At 74.4% G+C, this 25,468-nt stretch carries 22 protein-coding genes, 2 pseudogenes and 1 riboswitch; of the genes and pseudogenes, 9 read left to right on the top strand and 15 right to left on the bottom strand.

What is annotated here, in order from left to right:
* The first annotated feature begins 293 nt into the window (after window positions 1–293).
* Window positions 294–2,363 carry a phosphatase PAP2 family protein gene (locus ACF1AG_RS01930; RefSeq protein ID WP_359601017.1) on the top strand — a complete coding sequence of 690 codons (2,070 nt, stop codon included), beginning with the start codon at window positions 294–296 and terminating at the stop codon, window positions 2,361–2,363.
* Here the strand turns inward: ACF1AG_RS01930 and ACF1AG_RS01925 are convergent.
* On the bottom strand, window positions 2,317–3,966 hold the full coding sequence (locus ACF1AG_RS01925) for a hypothetical protein (protein ID WP_391809197.1): 1,650 nt from the start codon (window positions 3,964–3,966) through the stop codon (window positions 2,317–2,319). The genes ACF1AG_RS01930 and ACF1AG_RS01925 overlap by 47 nt on opposite strands.
* A gap of 81 nt (window positions 3,967–4,047) precedes the next feature.
* Between ACF1AG_RS01925 and ACF1AG_RS01920 the strand changes: the two genes are divergently transcribed.
* From ACF1AG_RS01920 to ACF1AG_RS01910, 3 genes and pseudogenes are all read left to right on the top strand, one after another.
* Window positions 4,048–4,653 (top strand): hypothetical protein, encoded by a 606-nt coding sequence (locus ACF1AG_RS01920; protein ID WP_359601015.1) that lies wholly within the window; start codon window positions 4,048–4,050, stop codon window positions 4,651–4,653.
* A 62-nt stretch (window positions 4,654–4,715) separates the two neighbouring features.
* A pseudogene (locus ACF1AG_RS01915) lies at window positions 4,716–4,907 on the top strand (oxidoreductase); the annotation flags it as partial.
* Window positions 4,908–5,029: 122 nt separating this feature from the next.
* Window positions 5,030–5,365: pseudogene (locus ACF1AG_RS01910) on the top strand (maleylpyruvate isomerase); the annotation flags it as partial.
* Window positions 5,366–5,434: 69 nt separating this feature from the next.
* Here the strand turns inward: ACF1AG_RS01910 and ACF1AG_RS01905 are convergent.
* The 7 genes from ACF1AG_RS01905 to ACF1AG_RS01875 form a co-directional block, all read right to left on the bottom strand.
* Window positions 5,435–5,860, bottom strand: a complete 426-nt coding sequence (locus ACF1AG_RS01905; protein ID WP_359601014.1) for a lytic transglycosylase domain-containing protein — start codon at window positions 5,858–5,860, stop codon at window positions 5,435–5,437.
* A gap of 308 nt (window positions 5,861–6,168) precedes the next feature.
* Window positions 6,169–7,017: an ECF transporter S component gene (locus ACF1AG_RS01900; protein WP_359601013.1), complete on the bottom strand. Its 849-nt coding sequence runs from the start codon at window positions 7,015–7,017 to the stop codon at window positions 6,169–6,171.
* Window positions 7,014–8,678 (bottom strand): ATP-binding cassette domain-containing protein, encoded by a 1,665-nt coding sequence (locus tag ACF1AG_RS01895; protein WP_359601012.1) that lies wholly within the window; start codon window positions 8,676–8,678, stop codon window positions 7,014–7,016. The genes ACF1AG_RS01900 and ACF1AG_RS01895 overlap by 4 nt, the downstream gene beginning before the upstream one ends.
* Complete coding sequence (locus ACF1AG_RS01890) at window positions 8,675–9,856, bottom strand: energy-coupling factor transporter transmembrane component T (RefSeq protein WP_387794643.1); 1,182 nt, start codon at window positions 9,854–9,856, stop codon at window positions 8,675–8,677. The genes ACF1AG_RS01895 and ACF1AG_RS01890 overlap by 4 nt, the downstream gene beginning before the upstream one ends.
* Window positions 9,849–10,511 carry an SCO2322 family protein gene (locus ACF1AG_RS01885; protein WP_359601011.1) on the bottom strand — a complete coding sequence of 221 codons (663 nt, stop codon included), beginning with the start codon at window positions 10,509–10,511 and terminating at the stop codon, window positions 9,849–9,851. The genes ACF1AG_RS01890 and ACF1AG_RS01885 overlap by 8 nt, the downstream gene beginning before the upstream one ends.
* Entirely contained in the window at window positions 10,508–11,725 is a 1,218-nt protein-coding gene (locus ACF1AG_RS01880) for a prenyltransferase/squalene oxidase repeat-containing protein (RefSeq protein ID WP_391809196.1), read from the bottom strand. The genes ACF1AG_RS01885 and ACF1AG_RS01880 overlap by 4 nt, the downstream gene beginning before the upstream one ends.
* A gap of 108 nt (window positions 11,726–11,833) precedes the next feature.
* A riboswitch (cobalamin riboswitch) is annotated at window positions 11,834–11,972 on the bottom strand.
* A gap of 129 nt (window positions 11,973–12,101) precedes the next feature.
* Window positions 12,102–12,752, bottom strand: coding sequence for a TetR family transcriptional regulator (locus ACF1AG_RS01875; protein WP_359601009.1), 651 nt, complete (start codon window positions 12,750–12,752; stop codon window positions 12,102–12,104).
* 207 nt (window positions 12,753–12,959) lie between these two features.
* Here ACF1AG_RS01875 and ACF1AG_RS01870 point away from each other — a divergent pair, with 207 nt between their 5' ends.
* From ACF1AG_RS01870 to ACF1AG_RS01860, 3 genes are read left to right on the top strand one after another with little or no spacing between them, the layout of a single operon-like run.
* Window positions 12,960–14,417, top strand: coding sequence for a glycosyltransferase family 4 protein (locus tag ACF1AG_RS01870; protein WP_391809195.1), 1,458 nt, complete (start codon window positions 12,960–12,962; stop codon window positions 14,415–14,417).
* Window positions 14,411–15,151, top strand: coding sequence for a class I SAM-dependent methyltransferase (locus ACF1AG_RS01865; protein ID WP_349793279.1), 741 nt, complete (start codon window positions 14,411–14,413; stop codon window positions 15,149–15,151). The genes ACF1AG_RS01870 and ACF1AG_RS01865 overlap by 7 nt, the downstream gene beginning before the upstream one ends.
* Window positions 15,148–16,251, top strand: a complete 1,104-nt coding sequence (locus ACF1AG_RS01860) for a prenyltransferase (protein ID WP_359601007.1) — start codon at window positions 15,148–15,150, stop codon at window positions 16,249–16,251. Before ACF1AG_RS01865 ends, ACF1AG_RS01860 begins: the two co-directional genes overlap by 4 nt.
* Window positions 16,252–16,309: 58 nt before the next feature.
* Here the strand turns inward: ACF1AG_RS01860 and ACF1AG_RS01855 are convergent, their stop codons facing one another.
* From ACF1AG_RS01855 to ACF1AG_RS01835, 5 genes are all read right to left on the bottom strand, one after another.
* Entirely contained in the window at window positions 16,310–16,603 is a 294-nt protein-coding gene (locus tag ACF1AG_RS01855) for a hypothetical protein (RefSeq protein ID WP_048457677.1), read from the bottom strand.
* Window positions 16,604–16,713: 110 nt separating this feature from the next.
* Entirely contained in the window at window positions 16,714–17,526 is an 813-nt protein-coding gene (locus ACF1AG_RS01850) for a DUF5336 domain-containing protein (protein WP_359601006.1), read from the bottom strand.
* A gap of 159 nt (window positions 17,527–17,685) precedes the next feature.
* Window positions 17,686–18,654, bottom strand: a complete 969-nt coding sequence (locus ACF1AG_RS01845) for an N-acetylmuramoyl-L-alanine amidase (RefSeq protein ID WP_391809194.1) — start codon at window positions 18,652–18,654, stop codon at window positions 17,686–17,688.
* 9 nt (window positions 18,655–18,663) lie between these two features.
* Window positions 18,664–19,266 carry a class I SAM-dependent methyltransferase gene (locus tag ACF1AG_RS01840; protein ID WP_387794836.1) on the bottom strand — a complete coding sequence of 201 codons (603 nt, stop codon included), beginning with the start codon at window positions 19,264–19,266 and terminating at the stop codon, window positions 18,664–18,666.
* 190 nt (window positions 19,267–19,456) lie between these two features.
* Entirely contained in the window at window positions 19,457–21,193 is a 1,737-nt protein-coding gene (locus ACF1AG_RS01835) for an MFS transporter (RefSeq protein ID WP_391809193.1), read from the bottom strand.
* Window positions 21,194–21,412: 219 nt separating this feature from the next.
* On the opposite strand from ACF1AG_RS01835, the gene ACF1AG_RS01830 reads away from it, so the two are divergent.
* Together ACF1AG_RS01830 and ACF1AG_RS01825 are read left to right on the top strand one after the other, a co-directional pair.
* Window positions 21,413–22,846, top strand: a complete 1,434-nt coding sequence (locus ACF1AG_RS01830) for an MFS transporter (protein WP_391809192.1) — start codon at window positions 21,413–21,415, stop codon at window positions 22,844–22,846.
* Between the two features lie 105 nt (window positions 22,847–22,951).
* Entirely contained in the window at window positions 22,952–23,815 is an 864-nt protein-coding gene (locus ACF1AG_RS01825) for a MaoC/PaaZ C-terminal domain-containing protein (RefSeq protein WP_391809191.1), read from the top strand.
* Between the two features lie 84 nt (window positions 23,816–23,899).
* On the opposite strand, the gene ACF1AG_RS01820 is transcribed toward ACF1AG_RS01825, so the two are convergent.
* Together ACF1AG_RS01820 and ACF1AG_RS01815 are read right to left on the bottom strand one after the other, a co-directional pair.
* Window positions 23,900–24,067, bottom strand: coding sequence for a hypothetical protein (locus ACF1AG_RS01820; RefSeq protein WP_167338175.1), 168 nt, complete (start codon window positions 24,065–24,067; stop codon window positions 23,900–23,902).
* A 97-nt stretch (window positions 24,068–24,164) separates the two neighbouring features.
* On the bottom strand, window positions 24,165–25,406 hold the full coding sequence (locus ACF1AG_RS01815; protein WP_391809190.1) for a hypothetical protein: 1,242 nt from the start codon (window positions 25,404–25,406) through the stop codon (window positions 24,165–24,167).
* Window positions 25,407–25,468 lie beyond the last annotated feature (62 nt).

Raw genomic sequence — 25,468 nt, 5'->3', positions numbered from 1 at the left:
CGTTACGTACGGTACGGAGATCGATGCATACTGCACGGAAATGTGCCGTGCGCAGGTACGCCGTGCTCCCGGGGACACTCGCCGTGGGTGGCCGGTTGTGATGCTTCTCGCGTCGCCCCGGGGCAACCGCATCCCGCGCGGACTATCGTCATCCGGACAAAAGAGAGAGGGCCGTCAGGTGAAGCGGCGGTGTCGGGCGTCCTAGCCGAGGGGTGCGCGCCCTGCGGGCCGCGCACGGCACGACCCCCGCACGGGACGCGCGGGGCGACGACGGGGCGGGAGGCCGACGAGGCGTGGCGAATGCGGAACACAGTGGGCGAGCGGCCGAGGCGTTCGGCGCGACGGCCGTGGGCGGCACCCAGGCGCGGCTGCGGGCCGCGCGCCTCGGACTGTGGCTGCTCGCCGCCGTCCTCGCGGTGCGCCAGGTCGCCCTCGTCCTCACCACCCCGAGCGGTGAACGCCTGACCGACCTGGAGACCTGGGTGGGCCCCGAGGGCGTGCTGCACGTCAGCGGCTCCCTATACGACTCCACCGAGTTCACCGGCACGCCGTTCGGCGGGCTGGTCCTCAAACCGCTCACCAGATCCGCCGAGCAGACCCTCGGCTGGGGCTGGACCTTCGGCACCCTGCTGCTGGTCGTGGCGCTGGCGCTGATCGCCGCCCGCGCGCTGCCGCAGCCCGTCGGCCGGCGCACCGCGCTGCTCGCCGCGCCCGTCGCGGTCAGCCTGCTCATGGTGTCCCTGCCGGTGCGCAACACCCTCTGGCTCGGCCAGACCAGCATCATCCCGGTGCTGCTCGTCCTGCTCGGCTGCTTCGTCGCCCACGGCCAGCGGGCCGGCGGCGTCCTCGTCGGCGTCGCCGCGGCCCTCCAGCCGACCCTGCTGCTCTTCGCGCCGCTGCTGTGGCTCACCGGCCGCCGTCAGGCCGCCGCCGTCAGCGCCGTCACGTTCGCCTCGGCCACCGCGCTCGCCTGGGCCGCCATGCCGCAGGACTCCGCCGCCTACTGGGTGCACCACCTGGCGGGCGTCGGGCTCGGCGGACCCGCCGACGCCCTCGCCAACCAGTCCCTGCACGGCGCGCTGCTCCGCCTGGGCCTCGAGGGCCCGCTGGAGATCGCCCTCTTCCTGCTGCTGGGCGCGGTCGTCGTCACCCTCGGTCTGAGGCGCGCCGTCCGCTACGCCCGCGACGGCCAGCTGCTCCTCGCCGTCGGCATCACCGGGTGCGCCGCCATAGCGGTGTCCCCGACCGCGTGGCAGCACCAGCTGCTGTGGGTGCTGCTCACCGTCGTCGGCCGGGTCGGCACCCGCGCCCGCGACCGGCTGGTGTGGCCCGTCGCCGTCGTCCTGGTGATGACGCTGCCGGCCAAGATGATGCTGCCGAACATGGCGTTCCTGTACCCGCTGCGGGACAACGTGGTGCTGCTCGCCGCGCTGGCCGCCGCCACCGCCGTGCCGTTCCTCGGCCGCACGTCCCCCTGCTTCCGCGACCCGGTGCCCACGCCCCACGCCCCGCCCGTGCCGGCCCGGTTCGCGTTCGTGCCCCTGCTGCCGTTCCTGCGGCGGGTGCTGATCCGGCCGAACCTGCTGCTGGAACTGCTCCTCATCCGCGTCACCTACGCCGGGTACGCCAAGGTGCGCCTGGCCGCGACCGGGGGCAGCAACGAGGCGGGGCGCGCCCGCGCCGAGAAGCACGGGCAGCAGATCCTCGACCTGGAGCGCGTGCTCCACATGGACATCGAGCACGCCGTCAACCACGCCGTGGTGAAGGTCGGCTGGCTGCGGAACTTCTTCGACTTCTACTACACGTCGTTCCACTTCGTCGTGCCGCTGACGGTGCTCGGCCTGCTCTACTGGCGCCGCCCCGTCCACTACCGCTGGGCGCGCTCCGCCCTCGGCTTCGCCACCCTGCTCGCCCTGGTCGGCTTCTGGCTGTACCCGCTGGCCCCGCCGCGTCTGATGCCGGACCTCGGCATCATCGACACCGTCCACGGCGTGCAGGACTTCTCCAAGCCCGACTACGGCACGCTCACCGCGCTCACCAACCAGTACGCGGCGATGCCGTCGCTGCACTTCGGCTGGTCGCTGTGGTGCGGGCTGGTGATCGCGATCATCGCGCCCAGGACGTGGATGAAGGCCCTCGGGCTGCTGCATCCGCTGTTCACGGCCGCCGCGATCGTCGCGACCGGCAACCACTGGATCCTGGACGCGGCCGGCGGCGCGGTCGTCGTCGGCGGCGGCTTCGCCCTGACCTACCTGTTCCAGGGGCCGCGGGCCCGCACGGTCACGGCGGCGGCCGAGGAGAGCGCGGCGAACGAGGTCAGCAGCGGGCCGCCGGCGCAGGAGAAGGACCGTACTCCGAGCTGATCCGGTACTCGCCGGGCGCCGACACGGTGAGCCGGGTGAACTCGCCCGCGCGGGACAGGCACCCGCCGCCGTCCACCCGCAGCCACGGCGAGTACGCGATCCGCACGGTCATCGCGCCCCGCCGTGCCGCCCGCAGCACCAGGTCCGCGCCGGAGGTCCGCACCACCGACCCCGGCGCGGACACCAGCGGCACCGCGTCCCGGACCCGGAACACCTCCCAGTGGGCGTCCTGCCAGACCGGCACCAGCCAGTCGGGCCGCCGCTCCCGCAGCAGCCGAGCCTCCTCCTCGGCGTACCCGTCGGGTTTGCCGTCGTGCAGCACCACGAACCCGACCGCCCACCGGTCCAGCCATGCCCGGTAGGCGGCGGCGGAGAACGAGCCGTCGTAGAACAGCCGGGCCCGCTCCATGTCGAGCTGCCGGTTCCAGCCCCGCGCGAGGTGCACGTGCGGGGCGAGCGCCACCGCCTCCCGGTGGTTGCGGGCAGGCACCGCCTCCACCCGAGTCCGGTCGGCGCCCAGCGACTCCAGGGCGCGCACCACGCCGTCCGTCTGCGCCGCCCAGGCGGGGACGTCCGTGGACACCTTCAGGTCGTCGACGGTCTTCTTGACGGTCCACCCGGCGGAGAACACCAGCGCCGCCACGAGCAGGGCGCGGCGCACCGGCCGCAGCCGGGGCTGGGCGAGCAGGGCCAGCAGCAGCGCGACGGGGGCGGCGTACTCGGCGAACCGCTCGACGTTCGTGCCGATGGGGGAGGGGATCAGATACACCAGCACGGTCCCGGCCGCGTAGACGGCGCCGCTCCACCGCGCGGCCCGCCATGACGCCGGGGACAGTACCGCGACGGCGATCCCCAGGGCCGCGGGTATCCATATGCGGCCCGCGGGCATCAACTGCTCCCCATGGAAGGGGAAGAGCACACCGGTCGCGCCCACCACCAGCGCGGGCGGGACGAGCAGGGCGGCGGCGGGAGCCGGGCGTCGCACCAGTGCGTACCCGGCGCCGGCCACCGCGAGGAACAGGCCCGCGACCGGGGACGCCATGGTGGCGAGGGCGGCGTAGGAACCGGTGAGGACGAGACGTTTCTGCTGGGCCGCGCCGCCGGTGAGGTACAGACACGCGGCCAGTCCGAAGGCGACCCCGAGGGCGAACGTGGTGCGCCCCGACGCCACGTTGCCCCACAGGCCGAGCGCGGCGAGCAGCGCGGGCGCGAGCGGCCGGCGCGGCAGCACCCGCTCCACCAGCACCGCCGCGATCCAGGTGGCAACCAGCCCCGAGGCCACGGTGAGCGCCCGCACCCCGACGGCCGCCATCAAGTACGGGGATATCAGGCTGTAGTTGGCGGTGTGCATGCCGCCGTACCAGAAGAGGTTGTACGCCGACGAGCCGTGCCGCGCCGCGAACCCCGCCCACGCGTCCTGGGCGGCGAGGTCACCGCCGCCGGTCGCCAGCGCCGCCCACCACAGCACGTACAGCGGCAGCACGGCCAGGGTGGCCAGGAGCGGGGCGCGGCGATGCCGGCAGAAGGAGCGGAAGGCCCCCGTCCGCCGAGTGGCCGGGGCCGGCCGCCGGAGCAGGGTGAGGTCGGCAGAGGGCACGATCATGAGGACGTCATACTCCGCCCCCGCGTTCACTCCTCAAGGGGGGTCCCCTCGGCCGTCGTTGACGGATGGGATGCTCCTGCGATGACGGATCGACCGGAGACCTTCCTCGCCCATCTGCGCACCGCGGCCGTCGGCGTCCTCGAACGCTTCCCCGCCGGCCTGCGACCCGAGATCTACGCCCTGTCCTTCCGTATCTGGCGGGTGGACGACGACGACCGCCGCCCGTACGTGGCCATCGGCTACAACACCGAGAGCCGGTACGAGCGGGAGCGCACCCCGGGCGACGACGGAGAGGCGCGCTGGAACTACGCCTACTGGCTCCTCGAGGGCTTCGAGACCCTCGGCAACGTCCCCGAGGACCCGGTCGGCAGCGAGGTGTACGAGGAGGAGGTGCGCAGCCTCGGCGCCTGGTACGACGGCGAGTTCGACCTGGACCGGGTGCTGGAGGACGAGGACGTGGCCGCCCGCGCCGAACTGCTGCGCGCCCACTTCTGCGACGCCGTGATCGACCTGGCCCGGCATCTGCACGCCGACGGTGTGATCGAGCGCGTCCTCGGCCGTCCCCTTCCTGTCGTCGTCTTCGACATGGCACGCCCCGGCTGGGAGGCCCACGCCACGGAGGCCGCCAACCCGCCCGGACTGACCGCGGGGTTCAGGGCGTGGCTGCGGGCGGCGGGGGAGATCTGAGGGCAGCGGCCCGCGCCGGAACTCCCCGCGGCGCGCCGGGCGCGGCGCCCAGGATCCGGACCATGGCACGCAAGGTGGTGATCGGCGGCGGTGGTACGGGGATCGGGCTCGCGGCGGCGCGGGCCTTCGGGACGGCCGGGGGCCGGGTGCTGCTCCTCGGACGGCGCGCGGACGTGCTGGAGAAGGCGGACGTGCCCGGCGCGCCCACCCGCGCCGCGGACCTGTCGTCCCCGGAGGACGTGCGGGGCGTCGCGCGGTGCGGGAACGCCCGGGGACGTGGCCCGCCACCCTGCACCGGCCGGCCTCCCCGGCCGCCGGACACGTCACCTCGAAGGTCGTCCAGATCGACGGCGGCGCCGAACGGGGCCGCTGGGATGCCGCCGGGCGGGCCGCACGGCCGGCCGACCCCGCCGCCCCGGTGAGCACCAAGGACAAGGTGCTCACCGCCGGTGACTACCTCACGGCGTACGTGCTGGAGTGGACCCTGCACCACCTGGACCTCGTCGCCCACCTGCCGTCCGCCCCGAGGCCTCCGGCGCGGACACTGGCGGCCGCCCGGGCCGCGCTGGAGCGGATCGCCGGCGCCCCTTTCCCCGCGGAACTGTCCGACACCGACGCCCTGCTGGTCGGCACGGGCCGGCGCACGTCCACGGCCGGCGAGACCTCCGCGCTGGGCGGTCCCGACGCGCGGCTGCCGCTGGTCCTGGGCTGAGACGGGCGAAGGCGGCGGCCCCGGGGATCGGGGGGCCGCCGCCTTCGGTATCAGGGTGACGCTCGCTCGTCAGTACCAGTTGTTGGCCTGCCAGAAGGACCAGGCGTCGCAGGCGCTGCCGTAGCGGTCCTTCATGTAGTCCAGGCCCCACTTGATCTGGGTCGCCGGGTTGGTCTTCCAGTCCGAGCCGGCCGAGGACATCTTCGAGGCCGGGAGCGCCTGGACCAGGCCGTAGGCGCCGCTGGAGGAGTTGGTGGCCTTCGGGTTCCAGCCGCTCTCGTGCGACACGATGTTGGAGAAGCACTGGAACTCGGCCGAGTTGCCGATCATCTTCTTCGCGGTCGCCTGGGCCGAGGCGGCGGTGGGGGCCGCCGTGGTCGCGGCCTGTGCGGGCGCGGCGGCGATCAGCGTGCCGCACGTGGCGGCCGTCAGGGCGGCGCCGACGACGGCCTTCTTCGGGGTGGCGACGGAGCGGAGGATGGAAACGGCGGACACAGGCGGCCTTCCGGTCGGATGCAGGGGAGTCGCGGCCCCGCCGTGCGGCGGGGGCATACGTCGGCGCCGCGACCCGTGGGGTTCGTCGGCGCCTGGCGACTGCTCCACAGAAACAAATCACCGGATCGCCCGCAAAGGTCCCCTTTACTACCGATGGTCGGAGATTCTCGTACCGACCTGTCCGCAACGTCCGTTTTGGTGCGCGATGGTCCCGAGTGGGCGCGCGACCGCTCTACGGCCCTCCTTCGTATGTGACGCCGGTCATGTGCGGTGCTTCACCCCCACGCCCACACGGCGCGTACGCACCCTCACCCAGGGGCGTCGTCGAATGTGACCGGCGCCTCGAAAGCGGCCCTGCGGGTGGCGCGGCGCAGCGCCCGCAGCACCGTCGCGCCGACGGTCAGCGTCAGCACCACCGTGATCACGGCCCGCCCCAGGTCCCAGCCGAGGGAGGTGGCCAGGCAGTACGCGACGAAGCGGGCCAGGTTGGCGGCCACCGGGTCGTCGCCGTCGAAGGCGATGTTCGAGGCGAGCGAGCTCATGAAGGTCCAGCCCGCCAGGTTCATCACCGTGCCGTAGGCGAAGGCGGCGAGGAAGCCGTAGACGGCGAGCATCCACACCTCGAGGCGGCCCCGCAGCCGGTCCGGGCCGGGCAGGAAGCCCGCGCCCATGGTGAACCAGCCCATCGCCAGCATCTGGAACGGCAGCCAGGGGCCCACCCCGCCGGTGAGCAGCGCGGACGCGAACATCGTGACCGAGCCGAGGGCGAACCCGAACCCCGGGCCGAGGACCCGGCCGCTGAGCACCATCAGGAAGAACATGGGCTCAAGACCGGCGGTGCCCGCGCCGATGGGACGCAGGGCCGCGCCCGCCGCCGCGAGGACGCCGAGCATCGCCACCGCCTTCGCGCCCAGGTTCGACTCCGAGAGGGCAGCCGCCACCACGGCGACCAGCAGCACGAGCAGCCCCGCGAAGAGCCACGGCGCGTCCCCCTCGTGCGCGTTCACCGCCGACTCCGGCGGAGCGAGGAACGGCCAGCCGAAGCCGGCCACGCCCACCGCGCTCACCAGGGCCAGCGCCAGCCAGGTGCGGGGGCCGAGGCGCAGGGCGCGGGCCTGCCGGTCCACGGGCCGTGCGGGTGTCGTCGGCGCGCTCATCGCTCCAGCGCCTCCTTCACCTGGGCGACCGTGAGCCAGGGCTGCGGCGCCAGGATCTTCGCCACCTGCGGGGCGAACGCCGGGGACGCCACGACCACCTCCGCCGACGGGCCGTCCGCGATCACCTCGCCCTCGGCGAGCAGCACCACCCGGTGCGCCAGCTCCGCCGCCAGTTCCACGTCGTGCGTGGCCATGACGATGGCGTGGCCGTCGGCGGCCAGCCGGCGCAGGATCGCCGTCAGCCGGGCCTTCGCGGCGTAGTCCAGGCCGCGCGTCGGCTCGTCGAGCAGCAGCAGGGGCGGCCTCGCGGTGAGCACCACCGCGAGGGCGAGCGTGAGCCGCTGTCCTTCGGACAGGTCCCGGGGGTGCATGGTGTCGGCGACCGACGGCAGCAGCTCACCGAGCAGCGCACGGCAGGTGCCGGGGTCCGCCTCCGCGTCACGGTCGGCGGCCGCGCACTCCGCCGCCACCGTGTCCGCGTAGAGCAGGTCGCGAGGCTCCTGCGGGACCAGGCCGACCTTGCGGACCAGGTCGCGGGGGCGGGTGCGGTGCGGGACCGCGCCGCCGGTGCGGACCGACCCGGACGACGGGGCGACCAGCCCGACCAGCGCGCCGAGCAGCGTCGACTTGCCGGCGCCGTTGCGGCCCATGAGCGCGACCGTCTCACCCGGCGAGACCGTGAGGTCCACCCGGGTCAGGGCCTGCACCCGGTCCCGGCGGACCGCGAGGGACCGCGCCTCGGCCACCGGTTCGGCAGCGCCGGTGTCCTCCTTCCTCGCCCGTCCGAAGAGACGCCTCGCCGGGGCAGCCGTCCGGGGAGCGGCGGTGTCCGGCGCGGGCCGCCCGCCCTCCAGACGCTCCCGCAGCGGGGCCGCCCTGCGGCGGGCGTCGCGGACCGTCAGGGGGAGCGGGGACCAGCCGGCCAGGCGGCCCAGCTCGACCACCGGCGGGCAGACCGGGGACACCGCCATGACCTCCGCCGGGGAGCCCATCCACGGCCGCTCGCCGGGGCCCGGCAGCAGCACGACCTGGTCGGCGTACTGCACGACCCGCTCCAGGCGGTGCTCGGCCATCAGGATCGTGGTGCCCAGGTCGTGCACCAGGCGCTGGAGGACCGCGAGGACCTCCTCGGCGGCCGCCGGGTCCAGGGCGGACGTCGGCTCGTCCAGGACCAGCACCTTCGGGTGCGGGGTGAGGACCGAGCCGATGGCCACCCGCTGCTGCTGGCCGCCGGACAGCGTGGAGATGTGCCGGTCCCGCAGGTCGGCCAGGCCCAGCAGGTCGAGGGTCTCCTCGACGCGGCGGCGCATCACGTCCGGCGGAAGGCCCAGCGACTCCATGCCGTAGGCGAGTTCGTCCTCCACCGTGTCCGTCACGAAGTGGGACAGCGGGTCCTGGCCCACCGTGCCCACCACGTCGGCGAGTTCACGCGGCTTGTGGGTGCGGGTGTCGCGGCCGGCGACCGTCACCCGGCCGTGCAGGGTGCCCCCGGTGAAGTGCGGCACCAGTCCGCCGACCGCGCCCAGCACGGTCGACTTGCCGACGCCGGACGGGCCCACCACCAGCACCAGTTCGCCCTCGGGGACCTCCAGGTCGACGTCCCGCACGGCGGGCCGCGCCGCGCCGTCGTAGGTCACCGACACGTTCTCGAAGCGGATCACGTCGTCGGCTCCTTGCGGGGGTCGCGGGCCGCCTCGGGGGCGGGGGTGACGAAGGCGGGCAGCAGACCGAGCAGCACGGCCGCCGCCGGCCACAGGGGCAGGGCGGGCGGCTCCAGCGGGACCACACCGGGGTCGAGACTCCCGGGGTCGAGCGAGCCGGCCAGGATCATGAGGGCCGCCACGGCCGCGCCGGACGCGGAGACCAGCCAGGCGCGGGCGTCCCACGGGTCCGGGCGGTAACGGGTGCGCACGCTGCGCCGCCCGCCGAGCCACAGGCCCGCCAGCGCCGACGCCAGACCGGCCAGCAGCACGGGCAGCCCGTAACTGCCGCCCGCCGCGGTGAGCAGCCCGTACGTCCCCGCGCACACGCCCAGCAGGCCGCCGAGTGTGAGGGCGGCGGTGGTGCGCCGCACGGAGGTCGGCACCTCGGCCGTACGGCCGTACCCGCGCGCGTCCATCGCGGCGGCCAGGGAAACCGAGCGCTCCAGCGCGCCCTCGAGGACCGGCAGGCCCACCTGCACCAGACCGCGCACGCCCTTGTCCGGGCGGCCCCGCAGCCGGCGCGCGGCACGCAGCCGCCGTACGTCGGCGATCAGGTTCGGCGCGAAGGTCAGCGCCACCACCACGGCAACCCCCAGCTCGTACAGGGCGCCGGGCAGCGACTTCAGCAGGCGGGACGGGCTGGCGAGGGCGTTCGCGGCGCCCACGCAGATCAGCAGCGCGGCCAGCCGCAACGCGTCGTACAGGGCGAAGGTCAGGCCCTCCGCGGTGACCCGGCCGCCCAGGCGGATGCCCTGAGCCCAGTCGGGCAGCGGTACCTCGGGCAGCGTGAACAGGGTGTGCGTGCCGGGGATCGGGGAGCCCAGGACGATCGCGAAGGCCAGCCGCAGCACCAGCACGGCGGCGGCGAGCTTCACGAACGCGCCGTAGGAGCGGGCCCACGGGGTGTGCGGGCGGCGGACGGCCACGACGTATCCGGAGACGGTGATCAGCAGGGCGAGCAGCAGCGGGTTGGTGGTGCGGGTGGCCGCCGTCCCCAGCGCGAGGGCCCACAGCCACCACGCGCCGGGGTGCAGGGCGCGGCGCGGGCGCGGCACGGAGACGCCGACGGGCGGCGTCCCCCGGTCCGGGCGCGGGCGGGCGAGGCCCTGACGCCCGGAGCCGTCCGCCTCACGCACGGCGACGGACCTGCCAGACGGCGGCGGCGCCCAGCACGACCACCACCGCGGCGCCCGCGATCAGCCCCACGGAGGGCCCGGAGCCGCCGTCGTCCTGCGCGGAGGCCTCCTCGTCGGTCTCGGCGGCCCCCGTGGAGGCGGACCCCTTCCCGCCCGTGGCGACCTGCTCGCCGCAGCCCTTCGCCGGGTAGCCGGCGATCGCGCACAGCAGTGCGTTGCTGTCGTAGCGCAGCGGCTCGGCGACCGAGGCCAGCGCCTCCGCCGTCGTGGCGTCCTGAGCCATCTGCGCGCAGGCCGTGCGGCCGGCCGGCGGCTTCGCCCCGGACGGGGCGTCGGCGGGCGTGCCGAAGTCGATCACCAGCGCCACTCGCTTCGTGCCGTCCTCGGCGGGCGTCTTCGCGCAGATGGTGTCGAAGTCGGCGGTGCCGCGCGGCTTGGCCGCGTCGCCCGAGTCCTCGCTGACCGAGAAGCGGAAGCCCAGCACGTCGCCGTCCGCGGGCCGCGACATCGAGGGGCCCACGGTGGCGTACGTCCACGCTGAGCCGTCCCGCTCCCAGAAGGACCAGTAGCGGTACCCGGCGGCCTGGGCCTGGCCGGCGCCCGCCAGCAGCGGCAGCAGCGCGGCCAGGAACAGCACGGTGAGGCGGCGGGTCACGGCTGCTGCCTCTTGGTGCGGTTGCTGATCAGGAAGCCGATGCCGATGCCCGCGACCAGGCAGACGCCGACGAACCACCACACGCCGAACGGGGAGTCCGAGTCCTTCTCGTCCTCGGCCTTCTCGGTCGCCTTCGCGGTCTTCTCGGGGGCGGCCGGGCCGGCGGCCCGGAGCTGCTTCACCAGGTCCGTGCCGCCGAAGTCGCGCGGGTCCGCGCCGGTCGCGTGGGAGGCGAGGATCAGCTGCGCGTAGGCGCCGGGCCCGCTCTGCGCGGCCCAGTCGGCGGCGTTCTTCTCCAGCCAGGCGTACGACTTCTCCGCCTGGGCCGTGTCGCCCTGCGCGGCGAGTGCGACCACCGCGTCGGCGGTGTTGCCGAAGTCGGGCTGGTCCGCGGCGCCGGGCGTCGAGGCGAGCAGGTACCCCTTGGCGGCGAGCGCGCCTGCCAGGTGCGCGGCGCCGTTCGCGGCGGCCTGCGCCGGGGTGGTCGCCTCGACGCAGGAACCGGCGGCGCCGTCGCCCTTGCCGGGCTCGACCAGCAGGCCCTTGCCGAGCGCGCCGAGCACGCCCGCCGCCGTCGCGTCCGCGTTGGCCGTCAGCGAGCCGTCCTTCTCCGGCTGGTACGCGAACGCGCCCGCGCCCTCACCGGTGCAGGGCAGCTCCAGGCCGAGCAGCGCGTCGTAGGGGGACTTGCCGCCCTTCCTCACCTCACCCGGCTTCTCGCCGGCGGCGGCGAGCGCGCCGACGACGACGGACGTGGAGTTGGTGTCGCTGGGGCCGCCCGCGGTGTAACCCCAGCCGCCGTCCTCGTTCTGCACGGACTTAAGCCAGCCGACGGCCTTCTCCGTGACGGCGTCGTGGCCGCCGAGCGCGGCGAGCGCCTGCACGGCGGCGGCGGTCTGGTTGGTGTCGACCATGGTCTTCGCGTCGCACGCGGCGGACGGGTCGGCACGGAACGGCGCGAAGGAGCCGTCGGCGCACTGCTGGCCGGTCAGCCAGCCGACGGCGGCCTTAGGCGGCTCGGCGCCGGCGGCGTGCTGGGCGAGCAGGGCGAGCGACTGGCGCCACACCCCGTCGTACTGCGGATCGGTGTCCCCGTACAGCGCGGACGGCAGTGCCTGCGGGGTCGGCGACGGGGACGAGTCGGCTGCGGCCGGTGCGGCGGCGCCGAGGACGGCGACGGCGGCCAGCACCGCTGCGCTGCGGCGGACGTTCATGACGGGCGGGTGCCTCTCCCTGAAGAGGGCCGGGCAGCGCGGGACACCCCGGCGGCTCGGCTCCGTATACCTCGACGGTGCCCGTGCACCGGCGGATGCCGGGCACGTGAGCCGGTCACGATCCGTGCGGGGCATTCCGGCTCACCGTCCCCAGGACGGCTCACGGTTGCGGGTCAGCGCCGGATTCGCACCGGCTTCCCCCCGTACGGCTGTGATACGACGCGGCCACTCTACCCGCCCGTAGAACGGGTGTCCGGGGCGGCCGGGGGCGCGAGGAGAGGCACACAGGCGTGAGGTGACGGGCGTCACGGCGCCCGTGAGCCGTCCCGCACCCGTGGGCGGGTGCGGGCGAGGGGGAGTCGTTGACCGCGTTCCGTCAGTGCTGCCCGGAGCGCGGCGGAGCCGTCAGGTCGATCAGCCGGCACACCGTCTCGATGTCCACGCCCACCTGCTCGATGGAGGCCCGCCCCGACAGCCAGGTGATCAGCGTCGAGTGCCAGGTGTGCCCGATCACCCGGACGGCCGAGAGCTGCTCGGGCGTCGGGTCCGTCAGATCCGTGGCGTCGAGGATGATCGCCGTGGTCCGCCGGAAGACCTGCTCCACCTCCGCGCTCACACTGCGGTCCGCGAAGGTCAGCGCCCGCACCATCGCGTCCGCCAGGTGCGGGTCGCGCTGCATCGCGCGGAACGCCCGCATCAGCGTCCCGGCGACCCGCTCCGCCGCCGTCTCGCCGGCCGGGGGCTTCTTCCGCAGCGTCGCGTGCAGATGCTCCAGCTGATCCTGCATCGTCGCCACCAGCAGATGGATCTTCGACGGGAAGTACCGGTACAGCGTGCCCAGCGCCACCTGCGAGGACTCCGCGACCTCACGCATCTGCACCCCGTCGAAACCGCCCCGCGAGGCCAGCCGCGCGCACACCTCGAGGATGCGTCGGCGCCGCGCCTCCTGCCGCTCCGTGAGCGGGGAGGCCGGCCCGGCGCGCCCGGCGTCCGGCGCCGCCTTGGTCCTGTGGGCTTCCGCGGGCATGGGTCCCGTCCGTGACAGTCGGTGAGGATCGATGATCGGACAGCATGGCACGGCGTCCGCCGTGGCGTGAATCACCTGATCCACCGCTGCCGACGTTCTTACCTGCCGGTAGATTCGGTTCCTCCGAACGATCAACTCTGAAACTTGTTCTAGATCGGCGTCCCGTCGTACTGTCGCGGGACAGTGCAGGCAGAAGGGGGTCCCAGAGTGACCGCTGAGGCCAGTCAGGCCGGGCCCTCGGCGGGCCCCGCATCCGACGGCTCGCGACCGCTCCGCATCGCGCTCCTCACCTACAAGGGAAACCCGTTCTGCGGCGGCCAGGGCGTCTACGTGCGCCATCTCTCCCGCGAACTGGCCCGGTTGGGACACCGCGTCGAGGTCATCGGCGCCCAGCCCTACCCGGTGCTCGACGAGGGGTACGACGGGCTGAGCCTCACCGAGCTGCCCAGCCTCGACCTCTACCGGCAGCCGGACCCCTTCCGCACCCCGAAGCGTGACGAGTACCGCGACTGGGTCGACGCCCTCGAGGTCTCCACCATGTGGACCGGCGGCTTCCCCGAGCCGCTGACCTTCTCGCTGCGCGCCCGCCGCCATCTGCGCGCCCGCCGCGGCGACTTCGACGTCGTCCACGACAACCAGACCCTCGGCTACGGCCTGCTCGGCGACCTCGGCGCGCCCCTGGTCACCACCGTCCACCACCCCATCACCGTGGACCGCCGCCTCGAACTGGACGCCGCCGAGGACTGGAAGCGCCGTATGTCGGTGCGCCGCTGGTACGCGTTCACCCGCATGCAGAAGCGGGTCGCCCGCCGCCTGCCGTCCGTGCTCACCGTCTCCGGCAGCTCCCGCGACGAGATCGTCGAGGACCTCGGCGTACGGCAGGACCGCATCCACGTCGTCCACATCGGCGCCGACACCGACCTGTTCTCCCCCGACCCGTCCGTGAAGGTCGTCCCGGGCCGGATCGTCACCACCTCCAGCGCCGACGTGCCGCTGAAGGGCCTCGTCTACCTCGTCGAGGCGCTCGCCAAGGTGCGCGCCGAGCAGCCCGACGCCCACCTCGTCGTGGTCGGCAAACGCCCCGCCGAGGGCCCCGTCGCCCAGGCGATGGAGCGCTACGGCCTCGAAGGCGCCGTCGAGTTCGTCAAGGGCATCTCCGACGCCGAACTCGTCGACCTGGTGCGCTCGGCGCAGGTCGCCTGCGTGCCGTCGCTCTACGAGGGCTTCTCCCTCCCGGCCGCCGAGGCGATGGCCACCGGCACCCCGCTGGTCGCCACCACGGGTGGCGCCATCCCCGAGGTCGCCGGACGCGACGGGGAGACCTGCCTGGCCGTGCCGCCCGGCGACGCGGACGCGCTGGCCACCGCGCTCACCCGGCTCCTCGGCGACAGCGGACTGCGCGCCCGCCTCGGCGCCGCCGGACGCGAGCGCGTGCTGGCCAACTTCACCTGGGCGCGCGCCGCCGAGGGCACCGTCGCCCGCTACCGCGAGGCCATCGGCACCGCCCGCGCCGGCCGGGGCGGGGCCCCGCGCGCCACGGCACCGGCCCCCCAGGCCCCGGCGCCCGAGAACCTCGACCTCGTCCCCGACGCTCTCGCGGACACGGGCGTCGTACCCGTCTCCGCGGCCGACTCCTCCGACCGTGAAAGCAGGGCCACGTGCTGACCGTCGACTTCTCCCGGTTCCCGCTCGCCCCGGGCGACCGCGTCCTGGACCTCGGCTGCGGCGCCGGACGGCACGCCTTCGAGTGCTACCGGCGCGGCGCCCAGGTCGTCGCGCTGGACCAGAACGGCGAGGAGATCCGCGAGGTCGCCAAGTGGTTCGCGGCGATGAAGGAGGCCGGTGAGGCGCCCGCCGGCGCCACCGCCACCGCCATGGAGGGCGACGCCCTCGCCCTGCCCTTCCCCGACGAGTCCTTCGACGTCGTCATCATCTCCGAGGTGATGGAGCACATCCCCGACGACAAGGGCGTGCTCGCCGAGATGGTGCGCGTCCTCAAGCCGGGCGGCCGCATCGCCGTCACCGTCCCGCGTTACGGCCCCGAGAAGGTCTGCTGGACCCTGTCCGACGCCTACCACGAGGTGGAGGGCGGCCACATCCGCATCTACCGTGCGGACGAGCTGCTGGGGAAGATCCGCGAGGCCGGCCTGCGCCCCTACGGCACCCACCACGCCCACGCGCTGCACTCGCCGTACTGGTGGCTGAAGTGCGCCTTCGGCGTCGACAACGACAAGGCGCTGCCGGTGCGGGCGTACCACAAGCTGCTGGTCTGGGACATCATGAAGAAGCCGCTGGCCACCCGGGTCGCCGAGCGGGCCCTGAACCCGGTGATCGGCAAGAGCTTCGTGGCCTACGCGACCAAGCCGCACCTGCCGCGCGCCGAGGCGGACGCCACGTGACGACCTCCCGGCCGGCCGGCGACCCCCGCACCCCCAGCTTCGAACACCTCGTCCTCAACGGCGTGCTGACGCCCGAGGAGGCGGTCCGGACCGTCGCCGGGATCCTCGCAGTGCAGCGGGAGGACGGCGCCGTCCCGTGGTTCCGCGGTCACCACCTCGACCCCTGGGACCACGTCGAGGCCGCGATGGCGCTGGACACGGCGGGCGAGCACGAGGCCGCCGAGCGGGCCTACCTGTGGCTGGCCCGGCACCAGCTCGACGACGGCTCCTGGTACGCGGCCTACGCCGACGGGGACCCGGACGCCGTCACCGACCGGGGCAGGGAGACCAACTTCGTCGCCTACATCGCCGTCGGCGTGTGGCACCACTACCTCGCCACCGGCGACGACACCTTCCTGGACCGCATGTGGCCCGTCGTGTGCGCGGCCGTGGAGTTCGTGCTGGAGCTCCAGCAGCCCGGCGGGCAGATCGGCTGGCGGCGCGACGACGACGGCACGCCCGCCGCGGACGCGCTGCTCACCGGCTCCTCCTCCGTCCACCACGCCCTGCGGTGCGCGCTCGCGATCGCCGAGCAGCGTGAGGAGCCCCAGCCCGACTGGGAGCTGGCCGTGGGCGCGCTGCGGCACGCCATCCGGCGCCACCCTGAGCGGTTCCTGGACAAGGACCGCTACTCGATGGACTGGTACTACCCGGTGCTCGGCGGCGCGCTGACCGGCGCGGAGGCGCGGGAGCGCATCGACGCGGGCTGGGAGCGGTTCGTCGTGCCCGGCCTCGGGGTGCGCTGCGTGGTGCCCAACCCGTGGGTCACGGGCGGCGAGTCGGCCGAACTCGCCCTGGCGCTCTGGGCGACGGGCGAGTCCGACCGCGCGCTGGAGATCCTCCAGTCGATCCAGCACCTGCGCGACCCGGAGAGCGGCCTGTACTGGACGGGCTACGTCTTCGACGACGACGCCATATGGCCGCGCGAGCTGACCACCTGGACGGCGGGGTCGCTGCTGCTGGCCGTCGCCGCCCTCGGCGGTCACGAGCCGACCTGCGCGGTCTTCGGCGGCGAGCAGCTGCCGAAGGGCATGGACCCGGACTGCTGCCCGGACGCCTGACGCCGTAGCACCGGTGCACGAACCACCGGGCCGGCCGGGCCAGGACCGTGGGCCCGGGTCAGTGGCGGCGCAGGCGGCCGGCGATGGCGTGGCCGATGAAGAGGTAGACCACGGCGGCGAGTCCGTAGCCGAAGACGACCCGCGCCCACTCCTCGTCGAAGGTGAACAGGTCACGCGACCAGGCGGCCAGCCAGTTCGCCGCGTCATGGACGAACCGCACCAGGTCGTTGGCCCGGTTGGCGTCCAGCAGATACATCAGAATCCACAGTCCGAGGATGACGGCCATGACGTCCGCGATCACCGCGATGACCGTCCCCGCGGAGGTGGAACCAGAGCGATATCGAGGGGACATGCTGTCCGTCTGGCCCCGAACGCCCGCTTGAAACCAGCCCTCTTCGAGGCCCGCACGCGAACGGCCCCCCGCCCGCGAGGGCGAGGGGCCGTCGACGACGGGGCCGGGGCTCAGCCGCGCTGGATGCCCGACGTGTCCTGGAGGACGCCGCGGCGGCCGTCCTGCGTCTGCGCGACCAGCGCCTGACCGCGCTGTTCCACCGCCAGGTACCAGGTGCCCGGGGCGAGTTCGGCGATCGGCGTGGGCGAGCCGTCCTCGGGGAACAGAGGACGCGGCACCGGCACGGCGAACCAGAACGGCGAGAAGTCGGGAGCGGGCGCCGCCGCGGGCTGGCCCGGCTGCGGCTGACCGCCGTACGGCTGGCCCGGCTGGCCGCCGCCGAAGGACGCCTGCTGGGCGCCCGGGTAGCCGTAACCGCCGGGCGGCTGCGCGCCGTACGGCTGCTGCGGGGCGGCGGGGCGGGCGGCCGGGAGCAGCGCGCCCTTGAGCGCCGGCACCAGCGGTGTGGCCACGGCGGCGGCCGCCATCACCAGCGTGGCGACGAGCGCGAGGATCAGGCCGATGCCCGCGTCGGGGCCGTCGCCGCCGCCCCCGAAGTTGTCGGCGCCGCCGGCCGGGTCGAAGACGTTGCCCAGCGCGCTCCAGGCGGCGAACACCGCGAAGGCGACGCCGAACGGCGCCAGGTCGAGACCCGCGACCTTCGGCGCCTGCGGCAGACCCCGGGCGACGACGATCAGGGCCGCGGCGATGAGGCCCGCCAGCACCACGCTCAGCAGCACCGGACCGCTCGCCCACAGGCTGGGGATGTCCACGCTGTCCGAGGCGCCTTCGATCGAGTACAGATCGAGGAACGACGCGATGAACAGCAGTACGGCTGCTCCGATCACCACGCCGTCGCCTCGAGTGAGGGAGCGGATATTCACTTCAGGTCCTTCGTAGGTCGTCTCGTCGTCGGAAGAGGCGTCGCTGTCACCAGGTCGCCCCGTAGGGTCCGGTGCGAAGCGCGGGGGTGGCCCCTGATCGTACGGACGACACTATCGTCCGCCGGACGGGGCTGTCCGCCCGGATCAGCGGGCTGATCCCTACCCGCGCAGGAAACTCACGATTCCCTCGGAAATCCCTTGCGCCGCTTTCTGCCGCCAGGCGCCGCTGGTCAGCAGCGCCGCGTCCTTGCTATCGCGCATGTTCCCGCACTCGATGAACACCTTCGGAACCGTTGACAGATTGAGACCGCCAAGGTCCTTCCGCGTGACGAGTCCGGTGCCGCCGCCGGTGTAGTTGGACGGCGCGGTGCCGGTGACACGGACGAAGTTGCCCGCGATGCGCTCCCCGAGCTCGCGCGAAGGCGCCACGATGGCGCGGGTGTCCGCCTCGCCCTCGTTCACGGAACCCGGCAGGATCACATGGAAGCCGCGGTTGCCGGCGCCGGAGCCGTCGGCGTGGAGGGAGACGACCGCGTCGGCCTTGGCCGCGTTGCCGATCCGGGCGCGCTCGTCCACGCACGGCCCGTAAGGCCGGTCGCGGTCCTGCGTCAGCTTCACCGTCGCGCCCTGCTTCTCCAGGAGGGCGCGCATCCGGTGGGCGACGTCCAGGGTGAACTCGGCCTCCGCGTAACCGTCGTTGGTGGACGTGCCGGTGGTGTCGCACTCCTTGCGGTGCGTACCGACGTCCACCTGACGGTTGATCTCCGCCGTGTGCTGCGCGTTCGTCGGGTTGTGCCCCGGGTCGACGACGACGACCTTGCCCTTGAGCGGTCCGGCCGCGGCGGGCGCGGACGCGGAGGGCGTCCGCGAGGCGGGGGGCTCCTCGGCCTCCGCGGACGGGGACGAGCCGTCGGCGGTGGGGGAGGAGGCGGCGGGCGACGGCGTGCGGGGCGCGGCCGGCGGGGAACCCCCGGCCTCCGCGCCCTTGTCGTCCGTGCCGCCCGTGGCCGCGTACACGCCCCAGCCGAGCAGACCGCCGCAGACGAGCGCGGCGAGGGCCACGGTCAGCGGACCACGGCGCGAACGCCGCTCCGGGGGCGGATCGAAGTCGGGACCTGTGTACGACACGCAGCCACCCTAACGGTGCGCGGCGGCCGCACCCGTACGGCGCAGGACGCGCAGCGAACCCGTGGCGGAGACCTCGGTGAACTCCCCGGACGCCAGCGCCCGCTGGTGCACGCGGTACGGGGCCTGCCCGGTGAACTCGTCCACCGGGTCGGGGAAGACGTCGTGGATGACGAGCAGCCCGCCCTCGGCGACGTGCGGGGCCCAGCCCTCGTAGTCGGCGCTCGCGTGCTCGTCGGTGTGGCCGCCGTCGACGAACACCAGGCCCAGCGGACGCCCCCACAGGGCGGCGATCTGCGGGGACCGCCCCACCAGCGCCACCACGTGCTCCTCCAGACCGGCCCGGCGCAGGGTCCGCCGGAAGGCCGGCAGGGTGTCCATCACGCCCAGCTCGGGGTCGACCGTCTCCGGGTCGTGGTACTCCCAGCCCGGCTGCTGTTCCTCGCTGCCCCGGTGGTGGTCCACGGTGAGCGCGGTGACGCCCGCCGCACGGGCCGCGTCCGCGAGCAGGATCGTGGAACGGCCGCAGTACGTGCCGATCTCCAGCAGCGGAAGCCCGAGCCGCCCGGCCTCGACCGCGGCGGCGTACAGGGCCAGCCCCTCGTCCAGCGGCATGAACCCCTTCGCCGCCTCGAACGCGGCGAGCACGGCCGCCTCCGGCGCCTTCACCACGAGCTCCGTCTTTCCGCAGGTCACAGAAGTCTCCACGGGGTCATGCTGCCGCAGTCCCTGCGGGGCCGGTGAATCGGGGTGCCGGGAGGTGACCGGGTGCCGCCCGTGGTGCGTCACGGGCGGCACCCGGCGTTCATGCCGTGACCGTCTCCGGCGGCAGCGACAGGTCCACGGCGACGCAGTCGCCGGTGCCCGTGTGGGTCGCCGGGGAGGCCAGGGGGCCGTGGCCCGGGGCGCGGGCGGCGAGGACGTACGGGCCCTGCGCCGGGACCGCGAGGGCGTAGGTGCCGTCGGTCGCGGTGACCGTGGCGCCCGCGCGGCGGCCGTGGCGGTCGATGAGGGTGACCCGGGCACGGGCGACCGGCGCGCCGGACGCGTCCAGGACCCGGCCGCGGAAACCGCGCAGCGCCTCCCGCGCCCGCTCCAGGTTCGCCTCCTCCTCGCTGCTCGCCCGCAGCCGGGGGCCCTCCGGCGGACGCCGGCCGGGAAGGAAGAGCGCCAGCACCAGGCCGACGGCCACCGCCGCCGTCGCGATCCCGAACGACACGCGGAACCCGTGCAGCGTCGGCACCGCGACCCCGCCCACCACGTCCGAGGTGTTCGCCAGCACCATGCCGATCACGGCGCTGGACACCGACGTGCCGATGGAGCGCATCAGCGTGTTGAGGCCGTTCGCCGCGCCCGTCTCGGAGGCCGGGACCGCGCCGACGATCAGGGCGGGCAGCGAGGAGTACGCGAGTCCGATGCCCGCGCCGAGGACCACCGAGGTGACCACGGTCTGCCAGGCGGCGCTCATCAGCCCGAGCCCGCCGCCGTAGCCGGCCGCGATGACGAGCAGGCCGATGATCAGGGTGACCTTGGGGCCGTACCGGGCGGACAGCCGGGCGTAGACCGGCGCCGTGAACATCATCGTCAGGCCCAGCGGGGCCACGCACAGGCCCGCGACCACCATCGACTGCCCGAGCCCGTCCGACGCGGTGGGCAGCTGGAGCAGCTGGGGGAGGACCAGGGAGACGACGAAGAAGGAGACGCCGACCATGATCGAGGCGAGGTTGGTGAGCAGCACCTCACGGCGGGCCGTGGTGCGCAGGTCCACGAGCGGCGCGGCGACCCGCAGCTCCATCAGCCCCCACAGCAGCAGCACCACGGCCGCCGCGCCGAACAGGCCCAGCGTGGTGCCGGACGTCCAGCCCCAGTCGCTGCCCTTGGAGACGGGCAGCAGGAACAGCAGCAGTCCGGCGGTCAGCCCCAGCGCGCCCGGCAGGTCGAACGAGCCCTTGGCGCGCAGCGGTGACTCGGGAACGAATGCCAGGGTGAGGGCGATGGCCAGGACGCCGAGGCCGGCCGCGCCGAGGTAGAGGGCGTGCCAGTCGGTGTGCTGGGCGACCAGTGCGGCGGCGGGCAGCGCCAGACCGCCGCCGACGCCGATGGAGGAGCTCATCAGCGCCATCGCGGAGCCCAGGCGTTCGCGCGGCAGCATGTCCCGCATCAGGCCGATGCCCAGGGGTATCGCGCCCATGGCGAAGCCCTGGAGGGTACGGCCGGCGATCATCACCAGCAGATCACTGGTGAACGCGCTGACCAGGGCGCCCACCACCATCACCGCGAGGCTGGCGACCAGCATCCGCCGCTTGCCGAAGAGGTCGCCGAGCCGCCCCATGATGGGGGTGGCCACGGCGCCCGACAGCAGGGTCGAGGTCAGGACCCAGGTCGCGTCCGAGGGCGCGCTGTCCAGCAGCCGCGGCAGGTCCTTGATGACCGGGACGAGCAGGGTCTGCATCACCGCGACGACGATGCCCGCGAAGGCCAGGACGGGGACCACCGCCGCGCCCGCTCTGCCGGAGGGACGGGCGGGCGTCGTCTGTGTCATGTAGGTGCCTCCAGGCGGCCGAACGACAAGGTACGTGGAGCATGAACCCCGTGCGCCGAGGCAACTATTCCGTTGTTTTGACCCACTAACAATTTCTTGACCGTTCCTTGGGCACCAGCAGACCGGACGCCCGGCCGCGGCGGCCCCTCCCTCGGTCCGAGGGAGGAGTCGAAGGTCGGACGAAATGCCGATGCGGCCCGCGCGCGGGGGTTTGAGAGCATGACCCTCATGCTCGAAGCCCCCGACACCACCCGCGCCCCCGCCCGTACCGCACCGCCCGTCTGGCTGGTGGTGGCGCTCGCCTGCGCCGGCCAGTTCCTCGTCGTCCTCGACATCTCCGTGGTGAACGTGGCGCTGCCGTCCGTACGCGGCGGCCTCGGGCTGGACGAGCAGGGCCTGCAGTGGGTGGTCAACGCGTACTCGATCGCGTTCGCGGGCTTCATGCTGCTCGGCGGCCGCGCCGGCGACCTCTACGGCCGCAAGCGCATGTTCCTCGTCGGGCTCGGCCTGTTCACCCTGGCGTCGCTGGCCGGTGGGCTCGCCCAGGAGGGCTGGCAGCTGCTCGTGGCGCGGGCCGTGCAAGGGCTCGGGGCGGCCGTCCTCGCTCCCTCCACGCTCACCCTCGTCACCTCGGCGGTGCCGGAGGGCGCGGCCCGCGCCCGCGCCATCGCCACGTGGACCGCCGTCGGCGCGGGCGGCGGCGCGGCGGGCGGCTTCGTCGGCGGAGTGCTCGTCGAGACGCTGTCCTGGCGCTGGGTGCTGCTGATCAACGTGCCGGTCGGCGCGGTCGTGCTGGCCGCCGCCGCCCGCTGGATCACCGAGAGCCGCGCGGGCGACGGCCGCCGCCTCGACCTGCCCGGCGCGCTCCTCGTCACGGCCGGCCTCGCCACCCTGGCGTACGGGGTCTCCCAGACCGAGGCCGCCGGGTGGACGGCGGTGTCCACGGTGGTGCCGCTGTGCGCCGGGCTCGCCCTCGTCGCCCTGTTCCTCCTCGCCGAGGCCCGCGCCAAGTCCCCGCTGATGCCGCTCGGGCTGCTGAAGGTGCGGTCGGTGGCCTCCGCGAACGTCGCCATGTTCCTCAGCGGCTCCGCGATGTTCTGCATGTGGTTCTTCATGACCCTGTACGCGCAGAACGTCCTCGGCTACACCCCGTTGAACGCCGGACTCGCCCTGGTGCCCAGCTCGATCGCCGTGATCGTCGGCTCCAAGGTCGCCCCGCGCCTGATGCGGGCGTCGGGACCCCGCGCGGTGGCGGTGCTCGGCACGCTCGTCGCGACGGCCGGCTTCGCCTGGCAGTCCACGATGACGGCGGACGGCGAGTACCTCACCGCGATCATGATCCCGGGCGTCCTGATGATGCTCGGCGCGGGCCTCGCCGGCACCCCGCTTGCGTCCCTCGCCACATCGGGAGCAGCCCCCGAAGAGGCCGGTCTGGTCGCCGGTCTGGTCAACACCTCCCGCACGATGGGCGGCTCCCTCGGCCTCGCGGTCATGGCCACGATCGCGGCGGCGCGCACGAACGGCGCCGACACCCCGGAGGCCCTGACGGAGGGCTACGCCCTCGTCTTCACCACCGGCACGGCCGTCCTGGCCCTGGGCGCCCTCCTCATGTGGGCCTGGCTGCCGCGGACGCCTGCGAGGCAGTCGGGCTGAACCCGAGGTCCGGGGCGGCGCCGCCGGCCGACCGCAGGCCCGCGCGGGCGTCGGGCCATCCGGGCTATACAGGGTCCGGACCAACCCCCGGCGATCAGGAGCGACATGCCCGTCGACACCGCCCGCGCGCTCGCCGCCGCGCCCCGCACCACCGAGATCTCCTGGACCCCCGAGGACGTCCAGCTCTACCACCTCGGCATCGGCGCCGGAGTCCCCGCCACCGACCCCCGCGAACTGCGCTACACCCTGGAGTCCCGCCTCCACGTCCTGCCGAGCTTCGCCACCGTCGCGGGCGGCGGAGCGCCCGGGGTGATCGCGGCCCTGTCCATGCCCGGCGTCGACGTGAATCTCGCGAGCGTGCTGCACGGCGCCCAGTCGCTCCGCGTGCACCGTCCCCTGCCCGTGCGGGCCGCCGCCACCCGCACCGACCGGATCACCGCCGTGCACGACAAGGGCAAGGCGGCGGTGCTCGTCCTGCGCAGCGACGCCGCCGACGCGGACGGCCCGCTGTGGACGGCCGAGGCGCAGGTGTACGTACGCGGCGAGGGCGGCTGGGGCGGCGACCGCGGGCCCTCCGCGGCCGCGCCGGAGGAGCGGGGCGCCCCCGACCGCACCGTCGAGCGCCCCGTACGGGAGGACCAGGCGCTGCTCTACCGCCTCACCGGCGACCTCAACCCCCTGCACGCCGACCCGGGGTTCGCGCGCCGCGCCGGCTTCGACCGCCCCGTGCTGCAGGGGCTGTGCACCTACGGCATGACCCTCAAGGCGGTCGTCGACACCCTCCTCGACGGCGACGTCAGCCGCGTCCGCACCTGGACCGCCCGGTTCGCCGGGGTGGCGTACCCGGGCGAGACGCTGCGGATCCGGATGTGGCGCGGGGACGCCACGGTACGGGTGGCCGTGGGCGCGGTGGAACGCGGGGACGCGCCCGTGCTGGCGGGCGCGACGGTGGGGTTCGCCCGAGGGTGAGCACGAAGACGGCCCCGACCGTCGGACGACGATCGGGGCCGTGCTTTCCGTTCCGCCCGCGGGGGCGGGACCGGCCGACCTGGGTCAGGCGGCCTGCTCCCCGCGGTCGTTCTCCTGGGTCGGCTTGCGGTGCCGGCCACGCGGGGACGTCTCCGCCTCCTGCGTGGAGACCGGACCCCGGTGCCTGCCGTGCCCCGCGGCGACCTGCTCGTGCTCGACGGGCCGCGGCTCGTGCGTGATGACGTCGCTCATCGGAAGGATTTCACCCCGTAAACATGATCTTTCCTACAGCCGGGCGAGTCTAACCGGCCCACCGCACCCCGGATCCAGACGGCCACGCCAACCGCCGCTACTTCGTTACAAGCCGTCCGAGGGGTGCTTGCTGAAGAGGCACGGGACGCGGCACGTCGGCCAGGGAATCGAGGTGATGGACAGTCATCTCCGTCTTACCGGTGGGTAGTCGACCGCCGTACTGCTCGCCGCGCGGAGACGGCGATCCCGCGCCCTCGGCGCCCTCCGCCTCCGCCGTGGCGTCGTCGGCGGAGCCGCCGTCCTCCGGCCGCCGTTCCTCAACCGGATTCGTCAGCGTGGCCACCCCGCACGGCACCGCGCCGGTGGAGTACGGGAGCCGCAGCACCCCGTCCGCCGTCCACAGCCCCGTGCCGCCCAGCCAGCCCGCCGGTGCCGGGACATGGTGGACGCGCCGCTCGGAGGGGCGCCACAGCCCGATCCAGCCGACGCCGTCCGCCCCCTCGACGTGCAGCGCCACCGCGCACCCCTCCGGGGTCAGCATCTGCCCCGGCTGCACCGCGAACGGCGTCACCGTGCGGTCCGGCAGTCGCAGGCACTCGGGGAACCGCACGGGCAGGGTGCTGCCCAGCACGCCCCAGCCCAGCCGCGCCTCTCCCGGGGAGGGCGCGTCCGAGCGGATCAGCAGCAGACCGCTGTCCGGGTCGGCGAGCAGCACCCGGTCGTCGCTGCCGGGGGCGATCTGCAGCAACGGCGACACCTCACCGCCGCGTCCGAGGTCGACCACCACCGACTTGGTGCGTCCGCCCGACTCCCGGTCGAGGGCGAGCATCCGCCCCTCACGGTCCAGCCACACCCCGCCCGAGCAGCCGCCGGGGACCTCCGCGACCCGCTCGGGTCCGGCTCCGCCGCCCGCCACCAGCCACACCGCGGCGCTGTGCCGGCCGGCGGCGAGGGCGTACGCCCGGCGGCCGTCCGGGGCCGGGGGCAGCAGCCGCAGCCGGGTCCCCTCGCGGCGGTCGACCGTGCCGAGCGGCAGTTCGCCGGTGCCGGGGCCGGTCGGGTACAGCAGGGAGAAGGCGTGCCGCCCGTCCACCAGCCGGTGGATGAGGACCCGGCCGTCGGCGAGGGGCTGCACCTCGGTGCCGGGCTCCTCGGGCTGGTTGCCGGGGAGCGGCACCGCGTACGGCTCGGGGCCGTCCAGGGTCCAGCGCTCCGGGAACAGGGAGTCGCCGGCGAGGGCCAGGCGGGCGGCGTAGCAGCCGTCCGCGGTGATGGTGCAGCCCGCCCGTCCCGCTCCGTTCTCGTGTGCCGCCGCAGGTTCGATGGCGCAGACCGTCATCTTTCGGTCACCTCCGGTGACGAACGGTAGTTTTCGCAGAGGGAGGCGGCGGAGCGGAGGGG

This window comes from Streptomyces sp. NPDC014764, assembly GCF_043082785.1.
GTDB lineage: Bacteria > Actinomycetota > Actinomycetes > Streptomycetales > Streptomycetaceae > Streptomyces > Streptomyces althioticus.
This window is presented reverse-complemented; position numbering and strand designations above follow the sequence as displayed.